Raw genomic sequence first — 12,680 nt, forward strand, 5'->3', positions numbered from 1 at the left:
ACAGGGCGCTACCGGGCCGAGGATTGTCGGCCCGGTGCGCACATCGGGTTCGGGGGGAGTGGGGCGATCAGTTCGCGGCGGCGGGGACCCAGTAGGTCGAGGACATGCCGGTGCGCTTGCGCATCGCGGCGAAGCTGTGCCGGGCCGGGGACAGCAGGGCGGTGAACCAGGATCGACGGTATTCGGCGAGAGTCGCTGCGACGGCGGGGAATTCGGTGCAGTGCACACCACCGGGCATCCCGAGGCGGTGGCGAGCCGTCCGGTGATCTCTGGTACTCATGCTCATCCTTCGGTAGTCGTGCTGGCCTTCTCGCCGTGGGGGAACATTAGTCGACGCGACTCGCCCGAGGCCGGATTGTGTGGTGGTCCACCCTTGGGCGTGTCGGAAAGATGTCGCCGTGGTGCCGGGCGGGATGCGAGACTGGGCCCATGTTGCGGATCGGCCTCACCGGAGGCATGGGAGCGGGAAAGTCCACAGTGGCGCGCAGCCTCGTCGAGCTGGGGGCGGTGCTGATCGACTCCGATGTGATCGCCCGTGAGGTCGTCGCGCCCGGTACACCGGGTCTGGCCGCGCTGGTCGAGGCGTTCGGTACGCAGATCCTCGCCGAGGACGGCAGCCTGGATCGCCCCGCGCTGGCCGCGGTGGCCTTCGCCGACGACGAGGCGCGCGGCACGCTCAACGCGATCACCCATCCACTGGTCGGCGCCCGCACGACCGAGCTGATCGGCGCCGCCGCCCCGGACGCGATCGTGGTGCAGGACATTCCGCTGCTCGTCGAGAACGGGCTCGCCCCGCTGATGCAGCTCGTCGTGGTGGTCGGCGCCGAGGAGCAGACGCGGCTACGGCGGCTGGTGGAGCAGCGCGGTGTCGCCGAGGCCGATGCCAAGGCCAGGATCGCCGCGCAGGCCACCGACGAGCAGCGCCGCGCGGTCGCCGATGTCTGGTTGGACAACAATGGGGCCCCCGGCGAGGTCGAGGAGCGGGTGCGCGCGCTGTGGGAGCAGCGGATCGTCCCGTTCGAGCGCAACGCGCGCGAGGGCGTCCGCGCGCGGGCCGATTACCGGCTGGTGCCGCACGAGCACGAGTGGGCGGTGCAGGCGCGCCGGATCATCGCCCGGTTGCACCTGGCCTGTGGTGCCGCGGCGGTGCGCATCGACCATGTCGGGTCGACCGCGGTGAGCGGCTTGCCCGCCAAGGACGTCCTCGACATCCAGGTGACGGTCGCCGATCTGGCGACGGCCGAATCGCTCGCGGATCCGTTGGCCGCGGCCGGATTTCCGGTGGCGCCCGGGATCACCCACGACAATCCGAAGCCGACCGCGGCCGATCCCGCGGGCACCGACCTCGCGCTGTGGGGAAAACGCCTGCACGGCAACGCTGATCCGGCACGTCCGGCGAATATCCATCTGCGCGTGCAGGGCTCGCCCGGCCAGCGCTTCGCACTCGACCTGCGCGACTGGTTGCGGTCCGAGGAGGGCGCCCGCGCGGAGTACCTGGCGGTCAAGCGCGAGGCCGAGCGGGCCGCCGCCGACAAGGCCGAGGAGGCAGCCGGCGCGGCCTACTACGCGGTGAAGGAACCGTGGTTCGACGCGGTCCATCCGCGGGTCACCGAGTGGGCCCGCGCCCGCGCATGACCCTGATGCAAATCTGTTAAACATCAATGTTTCGGAAATTGGCCGAGCGGTGCTTCGCGCTGGGTACATTGTGGCGGGTCACCACAAGGTGACTCGATTCACAGGGAAGTTGTAGCGCGTATGACAACACATCACCGTCAGTTCGGCCGTGCGGGCTTCGGCATCACCGCATTCGGCGCCATCGCCGCCAGTCTCGTGCTGGCTGCCCCGCAGGCCTCGGCCTGGGTCGGAAACCTCACTGTCTCCGGCACCGATCACAAAGTCGGCTGCAGCTACAAGCTGACCGCCAGCGTCGAGGTCGACCGGCTGACCTCGGTGAAGTTCACCGACAACGGCAAGGACATCCCGGGCAGCCCGGTCTCGCCCTCACTGCTGTCGGGCACGGTGAGTATCGACTGGAAGCCGACCACCGCGGGCCAGCACAAGCTCGAGGCGCGCCAGCTGCTGATCAGCGACTCGATCACGGTCACCGTGGCCGAGGGCAGCAGCTCCGGCAGTGCGTCCTGCGGCGGCGGTCTCGGCGGGCTGATCCCCAGCCTCTCGGCGGGCTGATCCGCCTCGCGCGACACCACCGATGACCGCCCGTCCCCGATTGCGGGCCGGGCGGTCACGTCGTTTCAGCGCCAGGTCAGCGTCATGCCGAGGGTCGCCAGCCAAGCCTCGATGGCGTAGCCGTTGGCGGCGATCCCGTCGATCGCGGCGGTGGCGTGCTCGATGGCGCCCTGCGCCTGCGCGGCGTCGATCAGTCCGTCGGCGTGGGCGAGGAGCAGTTCGTCGACGTCGACCAGGCGCACGTCACGCCCTGTGCGCACCAGCAGGTCGAGGTAGTGGTCGATCGAGCGCCACAGCGTGGCGGATTGCCTGGTGAATTCGCCGATGTCGACATAGATGTCCTGCCACCGGTCGACGCCGGGATTGTGATGGAACCTCGTCACCCGCAGCGACACCTCGGGCAGCACCCACGATTCCAGGTAGTGGAAGTTCGGATGATCGGACCGGCGGGCCATGTACAGCCCCCACGGCTGCTCCCGGTAGACCTCCACCGGCCGCACGAATCCCTTCGGATCGGTGTTCGTTCGCGCCGCGATGTCGAAGAACTCGACTTTGGGTGGGTGCACGTGCACGGTGGATGCCTGGGTCATAGCCGCAGAATCTACCGTCGCCGAGGTGTGATCGCCCGGTCGTGCCGAGGTGGCGAACCTGTCGGTGGGGCGGCCTAGTCTGGGTTCATGGCATTCGCAACCGAGATCCCGGCCGAAGGGTACGAGGAGCGGGGCAGCACCCCGCTGGCTCATTCCGAACATCGTCCGGTCGGCACCATCGCGCGCGCCGGTGGTCGGTTCGAGGTGGTCAGCGAGCATTCACCGGCCGGTGATCAGCCCGCGGCGATCGCCGAGCTGGAGCGCCGGATCACCGCGGGCGAGAAGGACGTGGTCCTGCTCGGTGCCACCGGTACCGGTAAATCGGCGACCACGGCCTGGTTGATCGAGAAGCTGCAGCGGCCCACCTTGGTGATGGCGCCGAACAAGACCCTCGCCGCCCAGCTGGCCAACGAGCTGCGCGAGATGCTCCCGCACAACGCGGTCGAGTACTTCGTCTCGTACTACGACTACTACCAGCCCGAGGCCTACATCGCCCAGACCGATACCTACATCGAGAAGGACAGCTCGATCAACGACGATGTCGAGCGCCTGCGGCACTCGGCGACGTCGAGCCTGCTCTCGCGTCGCGATGTGGTGGTGGTCGCGTCGGTCTCGTGTATCTACGGCCTCGGCACACCGCAGTCGTACCTGGATCGCTCGGTGCAGCTCGAGGTCGGCACCCAGATCGACCGCGACGCGCTGCTGCGCCTGCTCGTCGACGTGCAGTACACCCGCAACGACATGGCCTTCACCCGCGGGTCGTTCCGGGTGCGCGGCGACACCGTCGAGATCATCCCGTCCTACGAGGAACTCGCGGTCCGCATCGAGTTCTTCGGCGACGAGATCGAGGAGCTCTACTACCTGCACCCGCTCACCGGTGACGTGGTGCGCAAGGTCGATTCGCTGCGCATCTTCCCGGCCACCCACTACGTGGCGGGCCCGGAGCGGATGGAACGCGCGGTCACCGACATCGAAGCCGAATTGGCCTCCCGCCTGGCCGAACTGGAACGCCAGGGCAAACTGCTCGAGGCGCAGCGGTTGCGTATGCGCACCGAGTACGACCTGGAGATGATCCGCCAGGTCGGATTCTGCTCCGGTATCGAGAACTACTCGCGCCACATCGACGGTCGCCCCGCCGGCTCGGCGCCGGCCACCCTGCTCGACTACTTCCCCGACGACTTCCTGCTGGTGATCGACGAATCGCACGTCACCGTGCCGCAGATCGGCGGTATGTACGAGGGTGACATGTCGCGTAAGCGCAATCTGGTCGAGTTCGGCTTCCGGCTGCCGTCGGCGGTGGACAACCGCCCGCTGACCTGGGAGGAGTTCGCCGACCGGATCGGCCAGGCGGTGTACCTGTCGGCCACGCCGGGTCCATACGAGCTGGGTCAGGTCGGCGGTGAGGTGGTCGAGCAGGTGATCCGGCCGACCGGCCTGGTCGACCCGCAGGTCGTGGTGAAGCCGACCAAGGGCCAGATCGACGATCTGGTGCACGAGATCCGCGGGCGCACCGATCGTGACGAGCGCGTCTTGGTCACCACGCTGACCAAGAAGATGGCCGAGGACCTCACCGACTATCTGCTCGGCCTCGGGGTGCGGGTGCGCTACCTGCATTCGGAGATCGACACGCTGCGCCGGGTGGAACTGCTGCGGCAGCTGCGCCTGGGCGACTACGACGTCCTCGTAGGCATCAACCTGCTGCGCGAGGGCCTCGACCTGCCCGAGGTATCGTTGGTGGCGATCCTCGACGCCGACAAGGAAGGCTTCCTGCGGTCGAGCACCAGTCTCATCCAGACCATCGGCCGCGCGGCGCGCAACGTCTCCGGCGAAGTGCACATGTACGCCGACAAGATCACCGACTCGATGCGCCACGCCATCGACGAGACCGATCGCCGCCGTGCCAAGCAGGTCGCCTACAACGAGGCCAACGGCATCGACCCGCAGCCACTGCGCAAGAAGATCGCCGACATCCTCGACCAGGTGTATCTGGAGGCCGACGACGAAGTCGCCGTCGGTGGCTCGGGCCGCAATGTCAGCCGCGGCCGCCGCGCCCAGGGTGAGCCCGGCCGCGCGGTGAGCGCGGGCATCTACGCCGAACGCGACGTGAAGTCCATGCCGCGCGCCGAACTCGCCGACCTGGTCAAAGAACTCACCGCCCAGATGATGAACGCGGCCCGCGAACTGCAATTCGAGCTCGCAGGCCGCCTCCGCGACGAGATCGCCGACCTCAAGAAGGAACTCCGCGGCATGGACGCCGCCGGGCTGAGCTGATTGGCCATGACACTGACAACCCGACCGCCACGGGTTTGCGGCCGCCTCGCACCCGAGGGGCGAGACGGAACGCCGAAGGCGCAGTATCGCCCCTCGGGTGCGAGGCTCACAGGGCCGAAAACCCCGCGGCGCCAGCCGCCGAAATCACTGTGTCCGCATCCACTCGGCGACGCGGCGGTCGGCTTCGTCGCGGGAGACGTCCTCGACGCGGGTCATCACGGCCCAGCGGTGGCCGAACGGGTCGATCACCACGCCGTAGCGGTCGCCGGTGACGAAGGTCTGTGGCTGCTCGGCGCTGCGGGCACCATGGGCGATCGCGCGGGCGATCGCCGCGTCGACATCGGGGCAGTAGTGCACGATCGAGGTGTGCACCCAGTTCTCGGGGGCTCGAACGTTGTTGTCGGGGATCGGCATTCCGAGCTGCAGGGTGGAGTCGCCGATGAGCAGTTCGGCGTGCGCGGGCTGCCCGTCGGGCAGGTCGGCGCGGCTGAGCAGCTTCGCGCCGAAGACCGCGGTGTAGAAGTCGATGGCGGCGTTGCCGTCGGGCACGGCGAGGAAACAGGTGATGGAGTGGTAACCCTCGGGAACGGGTGCTACGGAATCGGTCATGTGTTCGATCCTGCTCGGCCCGGGTCGGCCGGTCTTGTAAGAACGCGACAGTTCGGCGGATCGGAGGGCCGTGGTCGCGCCCGATGACTCACCGGATCCCGGTGACGTGAAAGGCATTCTGCATCCGGGCGAGCAGGCCAGGCACCGCACCCTGAACCGGCTGCCGGTCGGGCCCGCGCTGGCCGAGTTCGCCGATTGGTACTGGGTCGTGCGCTGGGACCTGCGCGGCAGGTCCGCCTATCGGGCCGAGGTCCTGTCGTTTCCCTGCGTGAATCTCACCTTCGAGCGCAGCACCCTGCGCACCGGCGGATTCGTCAACGGCGTGTGCACGACGAAGTACGTGCGCGAGCTCAGCGACGAGGGGGAGACCTTCGGCATCCGGTTCAGCCCCGGTGGATTCGGTGCGTTCACCGGCGCCGACGTGGCCGCCCTGCGCGACGATTCGGCCCCGTTGACCCAGCTGCTGCCCGCCGCCGCGGGGCTCGCCGAGCGCGTCCTGGCCGAACCCTCCGATGATCGCCGCCGGGTGCTGGTGGAGTCCTTCTTCGCCGGACGGGACCGCGGTCACGACCCGCGGTACGCGCTGGTGGCCGCGATCGTGCGCGCGATGTCCGAGGACGCGAACCTGACCAGGGTCGATCAGGTCACCGACCGGTTCGCGATTCCCATCCGCACCCTGCAGCGCCTGTTCCGCCGCTACGTGGGCGCCGGGCCGAAATGGGTGCTGTGCCGGTTTCGGTTGCAGGACGCCGCCGACCGGCTCGCCCACGGCGACGCACCGGATCTGGCCGTACTCGCCGCCGATCTCGGCTATTTCGACCAGGCGCATTTCTGCCGCGAGTTCGTCGCCGAAATCGGGATGTCGCCGACCGAATACGCTCGCCGGTCGCGATGACCGCCATCGACCCGGAATTGTGACGAAAATCCCAGCCACACAGCGGCATTGATTGTGTTGTGATAGGACACAGTCGTCATCGACGCTCGGCCCGATCGCCCCAGGTGGACTTGTGTCGGTGTCGTGCCGCCCACGGTCGGCGGGGCAATTCCCGCCAACACTCCCGGTGTGATCTGTTGCGATTTCTGATAAATCGGCCTGTTTTGGCGTTAGGGTCGACCCAATTGCCGCGCTGACGCTCGATTCCCGGGTGGCTCGGTGCTGGCACCGACCAAGTTGGAGGAGAGATGACCGCCTACCGGACCATTGTCGTCGGTACTGATGGCTCGGACTCGTCGTACGTCGCAGTGGAGAAGGCCGCGGCGCTCGCCGGCGACGCGGACGCGACTCTCGTGCTGGCCTGCGCCTACTTCCCGACCGATGACCGCGACGTCGCCGCCGCGGCCGATGTTCTCAAGGACGAGGCCTACCAGGTTCGCGGCTCGGCCCCGACCAACGAGATCCTGCACGTGGCACGGGAGAAAGCCGTGGCCGCGGGTGCCAAGAACATCGTCGACCGGGCGATCGTCGGCGAGCCGGTCGATTCGCTGCTCGACCTGGTCAGGGAGACCAAGGCCGATCTGCTCGTCGTCGGTAACCGGGGCCTCAACACCCTCACCGGCCGCCTGCTCGGCTCGGTGCCCTCGGACGTCGCCCGCAAGTCGCGGTCGGACGTCCTGATCGTGCACACCGTGCGCTAGGACGACGACGAAGGCCCCGGACCGCGATCATCGACCGCGATCCGGGGCCTTCGCCGTGTTGTCTCAGGCCGGATCCAGCGCGCCCAGCACCTCGGGCAGCTCGGCGGTGTGGACGACCGTGAGCCTTTGGGTGGCTCGGGTGAGGGCCACGTAGAGGTCGTTGAGGCCGCGGGGGGATTCGGTGAGGATGGTGTGGGGATCGACCAGGTAGACGCGGTCGAATTCCAGGCCCTTCGCGTCGTGGACGGTCAGGACCTGCACTGATTCTCCGGCCAATGGGGACAGGTCCGGGACAAGGGTCGCGGGGGCGAGGACCGCGCTGGTCCCGGGGCCGTGCTCGGCGTCCAAGAGCCGGGCCAGTTCGGCGGCGACCCGGTCGGGGCGAACGCGGTGGGCGCGCGGCGGATTGCCGGTCTCGCGCACCGAGCGCGGTACCCGGACACCGGGGTCGATGGCGGCGAGGACGTCGGCGGCGACCGCCATGATCTCGGCTGGGGTGCGGTAGTTCACGGTGAGCTCGGTGAGTTTCCAGCGTTGTGCCACATAGGGTTCCAGCACCCGCTGCCAGGACGAGGCGCCCGCGGGGTCGCCGGTCTGGGCGACGTCGCCGACCACGGTGACCCAGCGATTGGGGATGCGCCGCATCACCATGCGCCACGCCATCTCCGAGAGCTCCTGCGCCTCGTCGACGATCACGTGGCCGTAGGTCCAGGTGCGGTCGCCCGCGGCGCGCTCGGCGGTGGTCTGGCGGTTGCCGAACTCCTGGCGCTGGGCCAGCTGGGAGGCGTCGATCAGGTCGTAGGCCATCAGGATCTCGGGATCGAGTTCGTCCTCGATGTCCTGGGGCGCCGAACCGGTGAGGATGTCGAGCGCGTCCTGCGCTTCGGCGAGCTGGGCGCGCCAGCGGCGGCGGGAACGTTCCCGCTCCTCGGTGTCATCGACGCCGAGCAGTTCGGCGAGCTCGTCGAGCAACGGGGCGTCGGCCGCGGCGAAGGTGCCGTCGTCGGAGCGCACCAGCTCGGCGCGATCCTGCGGGCTCAACGACTTGGCCGCGCGGTCGAGGCGGGCGGGGTCGGCGAGCAGGTCGGCCAGCACGTCCTGCGGGGACAGGATCGGCCACAGCGCGCTGATCGCGGCCTGTACCTGCGGGTCGGCGCGCATCTCGTCGCCGATCTCGCTGAGGTCGGCCGAGCTGAGCAGGCTCGTCCCGCCGGACAGATCGGCGCCCATGGTCGCGGCCAGTTGATCGGTGAGCGCGTCGATCACCGAGGACGCGAAGATCGGCCGCGCCAGATTGTGCGGGCGACGCGAGGAACGGGCCCGGCCGCGCGCCTTGGTCGCGATCTTGCGGTCCAGGGTCACCGGATAGCCGTCGAAGGCAAGGCGCACCGGTTCGGCGGGCACCTCCTGGCGGTCACGCACCGCCTGTTTGAGCACCTCGAGCATGTCCAGGGAGCCCTTGATCTCCCCGGCGCGCAGCGAGTCCTCGCGGACCGCCTTCACCCCGGGATACAGGTCGCCGATGGTCGAGAGCAGCACACCGGTCTCACCGAGCGAGGGCAGCACCTGCCCGATGTAGTCGAGGAAGGTGGCGTTGGGGCCGATGATCAGCACGCCGCTCTTGGCCAGCTGCTGCCGGTAGGTGTAGAGCAGGTAGGCCGCCCGGTGCAGCGCGACCGCGGTTTTGCCGGTACCCGGCCCGCCCTGGACCACCAGCACGCTCTTGTGCTCGGAGCGGATGATCGCGTCCTGCTCGCTCTGGATGGTCTCGACGATGTCGTTCATGTGCCCGGTGCGGGCGGCGTTGAGCGCTGCCAGCAGCGCGCTCTCGCCACCGACCCCGTCGTCGGTGCCGATCGCGCCGTCGCGCTCGGCGGTGGTCAGGTCCAGGTACTCGTCGTTGATCGCGGTGACCGCGCGATTGCGCGAACGGATGTGGCGCCGCCGCGTCACGTCCTCGGGATTGGCGGTGGTGGCCAGGTAGAACGGCCGGGCAAGTGGCGCGCGCCAGTCCAGTAACAGCGGCTCGTAGTCGTTGTCCTCGTCGAGGATGCCGAGGCGGCCGATGTAGCGCGCCTGCTCCTCGGCGGATGCCAGGTCGATGCGGCCGAAGCACAGCCCGTGCTCGGCGGCGTCGTACTTGGCCAGGTCCTCGCTGTAGAGCGCGGTGAACGACTCGCGTTCACTGCGTGCCTGCGGCGTACCGCCGGATTCCAGCAGCACGGTCTTGAGCCGGTTCTGCGCGTAGTCGCGCATGCCGTCGAGCCGGGCGTAGAGCACCGAGAGGTACTGCTGCTCCTGTTCGATCTCGCGGCTGCGCGGGTCCGGCTCGGCGGTGGCGCGGTCTTCGGCGAGGCGGTCGGGCAAAACAGGACTCCTTTGTCACCGCGTTGAGAACAGAGTTGTCGATTCTACTTGTCCGCGGGCGCGCTCGGCGCGACCTCGGCCGAAGCGGGGAAGACATCGTCGCCGAGGACCGGCGCGAAGTGCTCGACCACCGGGAACGGCTCGTAGAAGTGGTGCAACAGCGCCCGCCAGCGCTGGTATTCCGGTGCGTCGCGGAAACCCGCGGTGTGGTCGCTGAGCCGTTCCCAGCGCACCAGCAGCAGATAGCTGTCGGGCCGCTCCAGACATCGCGACAGCGACAGCCCGCCGAAGCCGGGCATGGCGGCGATGATCGGATACGCCTCGGCGAAGGCCGCTTCGAAAGCGTCGGCGAGGCCGGGGCGAACGGGCAGCAGCGCGTGTTCGACGATCACGTCGATCAGTCTGTCAGGAGGCGTGGGTGTTGTTCGAGCGTCGATTCTGACCGAGACCCAGTTCACGATGACCGGCCGGCTTGTCGCGGTACATGGCCAGGTCGGCGTCGTGCAGCACGGCCTCGGGAGTGCGGCGTTCGTGCGGGCCGAGTTCGGTGATGCCGATCGAGGCGCTCACCTCGAGCCGGTGGCCGCGGGCGATGATCGGCTCCGACATCGTCACGCGGAGCCGTTCCACCAGCGCGGGCAGGTCGGCGCGTTGCGGATGACCGGCCAGCAGGACCAGGAACTCGTCGCCGCCGAGTCGCCCGACCAGGTCCTCGGCCCGCAGGGCGCGCTGCAGGCGCTGGGCCACGATCTGCAGCACCGTGTCGCCGATGGCGTGGCCGAGGGTGTCGTTGATCGCCTTGAAACCGTCGAGGTCGATGAACAGCACGGTGGTGACCAGCGTGCCGCCTTCGTCGGCGAGCGCGGTGGAGAGCTGCGACAGGATCAGCGAGCGGTTGGCCAACCCGGTCAGCGCGTCGTGGGTGGCCTGGTACTCGAGCTGGCGTCTGCTGGCCCGGTACTCGGTGATGTCGGCGAAGGAGGACACCCCCGAGGAATCAGGGCTGTCGGGATTGAGCAACCGGCAATTGCACGAGAGCCACACCAGCTGCCCGTCGACGCGCTCCACACCGAAGACGAATCGGGTGACCACCTCGCCGGTGGCCAGCGTGCGCGCCATCGGGTGCTGGTCGCCGGGCAGCGGGTGACCGTCGCGGTCGATCATCGTCGCCGGGAGTTCGTCGAAGCGGCGCCCGAGCACCGGGTCCGCGTCGTCGATGCCGAGAATTCGTCGGCCCGCCGGGTTGATCGATTCCAGCCGCCCGCGCCGATCGACGACGAGCACCCCTTCCTCCAGCTGCGAGACCACGGTTGTGAAGTGCGATTCCGCCCGTCGCGCCGAGTCCTCCGCGGCGCGCTGCGCGGTGAGATCGTGCACGACCACCTGGTAGGCGAGCTCGCCCTGCCACACCGTCAACACCGACACGGTCTGCACGGGCACGGTGCGTCCGTCCACCCGCACGAGGTCCATCTCGGCGGGTGGGGAGGCCGAGCCCTCGGCCGTCAGCTGCGCGATCCGGGCGAGCATCGGCGGAATCGAATCGGGGTGCACGAACGTCTGGATGGACAGTCCGAGCAGGTCATCGGCCGATCGGGCGCCGAGCAGGCGCACCATAGCCGGGTTGACGTAGACGATCGTGCCCGATTCGTGCACGCAGATCGCGTCGGGAGTGTGTTCGACCAGCGAGCGGTACCGCTGCGCGAGCTGCTCGGCGCTCGCCGCGTCGGTATGGCGTTCTCCCACTGCGATACCCCCGATCTCGGCCTGGTCTGGCGACGATGCACAGGACTATGGTGGTGACCCCTGATGAGATCCGCGAGGAGGGATGTGACAGCGGACGATCTTCCCGGCGACACGGCCCACCCTTTCGATTCTATGTCGATCGGGGGCATCGGTGCCGTATCCGGCTACGGCTGGGGCCGCGAACGCCTGTGGCAGGGGTTGCTGACGGGAAAGCCCGCCGCCCGGCTGTACCCCGGTTACGGGCCCGAACGCGATCGGCACGCATGGGTGGGCCGGGTTTCCGACGGCGGCGATCCGGCGCACGGTTCCGGCTTGTTCGGGCGCGCCGTGTTCGCCGCGGCCGCCGAGGCCGTCGCCGACGCGACCGAGCGCGGCTGGCGCCGGACGGGCCGCACCGTCGGTCTGGTGCACGCGATCACTCTGGGGGATGTGGCCGGCTGGCGTGACTTCTATCTCCTCGATCACGGATCCCGCCGCCCCCGCGACTATCTGCCCCTGTTGCCCTCGACACCCATCTCGGTGGTGCAGCAGGAATTCGGCTTCCACGGACCCACGATGAACGTCTCGGCGGCGTGCAGTTCGGGCAATGTCGCCGTGCTGACCGCGAAGATGTGGCGCGACATGGGGATGGTCGACGACGTGCTGTGCGTGAGCACCGACCTCTCCGCCACCCCGGAGATGCTCGACCACTTCGTCCGGATGGGCGCCGCCGTCGCCGACGTGGATCCCTTCACCGCCTGCCGCCCCTTCCAGGAGGGCACCCTCGGCTTCACGATGGCCGAGGCGTCGGTGGCTCTGCTGCTCACCGACGCGGTCGGGTCGCCCTACGCCAGGGTCCTCGGCGGTGCGATGACCAACGACGCCTACCACGTGGTCTCCGTCGAACCCACCCACACCCACATCATCGACTGTGCGCGCCGCGCGCTGGTCACCGCCGGGATCGGCGCCGCCGATGTCGCCTACCTCAACGTGCACGGCACCGGCACCCACCAGTGCGACGCCGCCGAACGCGACGTGCTGACGACGGTGTTCGACGACCGTCCCGCGATCACCGTGCTCAAGCCGCTCCTCGGACACTGTCAGGGCGCGTCCGCGGCGGTCGAGGTCGCCACCATCGCCCTGTCCTACGACCGCGGCCTCGCGATCTCGGCGCCGATCGTCGCGCCGGCTCACCCGCGCCTGCTCGACGGATCCACGCCGATCAGCGACGGCCCCACGGTGAAACTGTCGATGGGCATGGGTGGCAACAATGCCGCCGTCGTACTCGCCAGGGCCTGA

Annotated in this window: 12 protein-coding genes; 6 read left to right on the top strand and 6 right to left on the bottom strand. The window is 68.9% G+C overall.

The window, feature by feature from the left end:
- Positions 1-67: 67 nt before the first annotated feature.
- The gene (locus tag BOX37_RS09875) at positions 68-280 is read right to left on the bottom strand and encodes a hypothetical protein (protein WP_071931345.1); all 213 of its coding nucleotides are present in this window, start codon (positions 278-280) and stop codon (positions 68-70) included.
- 149 nt (positions 281-429) lie between these two features.
- On the opposite strand from BOX37_RS09875, the gene coaE reads away from it, so the two are divergent.
- Both coaE and BOX37_RS09885 read left to right on the top strand, forming a co-directional pair.
- The gene (coaE, locus tag BOX37_RS09880; protein WP_071927382.1) at positions 430-1,635 is read left to right on the top strand and encodes a dephospho-CoA kinase; all 1,206 of its coding nucleotides are present in this window, start codon (positions 430-432) and stop codon (positions 1,633-1,635) included.
- Between the two features lie 120 nt (positions 1,636-1,755).
- A complete protein-coding gene (locus BOX37_RS09885; protein ID WP_071927383.1) occupies positions 1,756-2,187 on the top strand; it encodes a hypothetical protein in 432 nt (143 codons plus the stop codon).
- A 65-nt stretch (positions 2,188-2,252) separates the two neighbouring features.
- On the opposite strand, the gene BOX37_RS09890 is transcribed toward BOX37_RS09885, so the two are convergent.
- Positions 2,253-2,777 (bottom strand): ribonuclease FAU-1 family protein, encoded by a 525-nt coding sequence (locus BOX37_RS09890; RefSeq protein ID WP_071927384.1) that lies wholly within the window; start codon positions 2,775-2,777, stop codon positions 2,253-2,255.
- A gap of 87 nt (positions 2,778-2,864) precedes the next feature.
- Here BOX37_RS09890 and uvrB point away from each other — a divergent pair, with 87 nt between their 5' ends.
- Complete coding sequence (uvrB, locus tag BOX37_RS09895; protein WP_071927385.1) at positions 2,865-5,048, top strand: excinuclease ABC subunit UvrB; 2,184 nt, start codon at positions 2,865-2,867, stop codon at positions 5,046-5,048.
- Positions 5,049-5,192: 144 nt separating this feature from the next.
- Here the strand turns inward: uvrB and BOX37_RS09900 are convergent, their stop codons facing one another.
- The gene (locus BOX37_RS09900; protein ID WP_071927386.1) at positions 5,193-5,657 is read right to left on the bottom strand and encodes a VOC family protein; all 465 of its coding nucleotides are present in this window, start codon (positions 5,655-5,657) and stop codon (positions 5,193-5,195) included.
- A 70-nt stretch (positions 5,658-5,727) separates the two neighbouring features.
- Between BOX37_RS09900 and BOX37_RS09905 the strand changes: the two genes are divergently transcribed.
- On the top strand, positions 5,728-6,552 hold the full coding sequence (locus tag BOX37_RS09905; protein ID WP_071927387.1) for an AraC family transcriptional regulator: 825 nt from the start codon (positions 5,728-5,730) through the stop codon (positions 6,550-6,552).
- A 287-nt stretch (positions 6,553-6,839) separates the two neighbouring features.
- A complete protein-coding gene (locus BOX37_RS09910) occupies positions 6,840-7,292 on the top strand; it encodes a universal stress protein (RefSeq protein ID WP_071927388.1) in 453 nt (150 codons plus the stop codon).
- Positions 7,293-7,355: 63 nt separating this feature from the next.
- On the opposite strand, the gene BOX37_RS09915 is transcribed toward BOX37_RS09910, so the two are convergent.
- The 3 genes from BOX37_RS09915 to BOX37_RS09925 are packed head-to-tail and all read right to left on the bottom strand — an operon-like array spanning position 7,356 to position 11,402.
- Positions 7,356-9,659: a HelD family protein gene (locus tag BOX37_RS09915; RefSeq protein WP_071927389.1), complete on the bottom strand. Its 2,304-nt coding sequence runs from the start codon at positions 9,657-9,659 to the stop codon at positions 7,356-7,358.
- A gap of 44 nt (positions 9,660-9,703) precedes the next feature.
- Positions 9,704-10,051 (bottom strand): antibiotic biosynthesis monooxygenase family protein, encoded by a 348-nt coding sequence (locus BOX37_RS09920; RefSeq protein ID WP_071927390.1) that lies wholly within the window; start codon positions 10,049-10,051, stop codon positions 9,704-9,706.
- 13 nt (positions 10,052-10,064) lie between these two features.
- Positions 10,065-11,402 (bottom strand): diguanylate cyclase domain-containing protein, encoded by a 1,338-nt coding sequence (locus BOX37_RS09925; protein ID WP_071927391.1) that lies wholly within the window; start codon positions 11,400-11,402, stop codon positions 10,065-10,067.
- Positions 11,403-11,534: 132 nt separating this feature from the next.
- Between BOX37_RS09925 and BOX37_RS09930 the strand changes: the two genes are divergently transcribed.
- Positions 11,535-12,680: a beta-ketoacyl synthase N-terminal-like domain-containing protein gene (locus tag BOX37_RS09930; RefSeq protein WP_071927392.1), complete on the top strand. Its 1,146-nt coding sequence runs from the start codon at positions 11,535-11,537 to the stop codon at positions 12,678-12,680.

Source organism: Nocardia mangyaensis, from assembly GCF_001886715.1.
GTDB classification, from domain to species: Bacteria; Actinomycetota; Actinomycetes; order Mycobacteriales; family Mycobacteriaceae; genus Nocardia; species Nocardia mangyaensis.

Bases quoted from the DNA above. Each gene is read 5' to 3' on its own strand.
- BOX37_RS09875 (WP_071931345.1), bottom strand. From the start codon at position 280: ATGAGTACCAGAGATCACCGGACGGCTCGCCACCGCCTCGGGATGCCC.
- coaE (WP_071927382.1), top strand. From the start codon at position 430: ATGTTGCGGATCGGCCTCACCGGAGGCATGGGAGCGGGAAAGTCCACA.
- BOX37_RS09885 (WP_071927383.1), top strand. From the start codon at position 1,756: ATGACAACACATCACCGTCAGTTCGGCCGTGCGGGCTTCGGCATCACC.
- BOX37_RS09890 (WP_071927384.1), bottom strand. From the start codon at position 2,777: ATGACCCAGGCATCCACCGTGCACGTGCACCCACCCAAAGTCGAGTTC.
- uvrB (WP_071927385.1), top strand. From the start codon at position 2,865: ATGGCATTCGCAACCGAGATCCCGGCCGAAGGGTACGAGGAGCGGGGC.
- BOX37_RS09900 (WP_071927386.1), bottom strand. From the start codon at position 5,657: ATGACCGATTCCGTAGCACCCGTTCCCGAGGGTTACCACTCCATCACC.
- BOX37_RS09910 (WP_071927388.1), top strand. From the start codon at position 6,840: ATGACCGCCTACCGGACCATTGTCGTCGGTACTGATGGCTCGGACTCG.
- BOX37_RS09930 (WP_071927392.1), top strand. From the start codon at position 11,535: ATGTCGATCGGGGGCATCGGTGCCGTATCCGGCTACGGCTGGGGCCGC.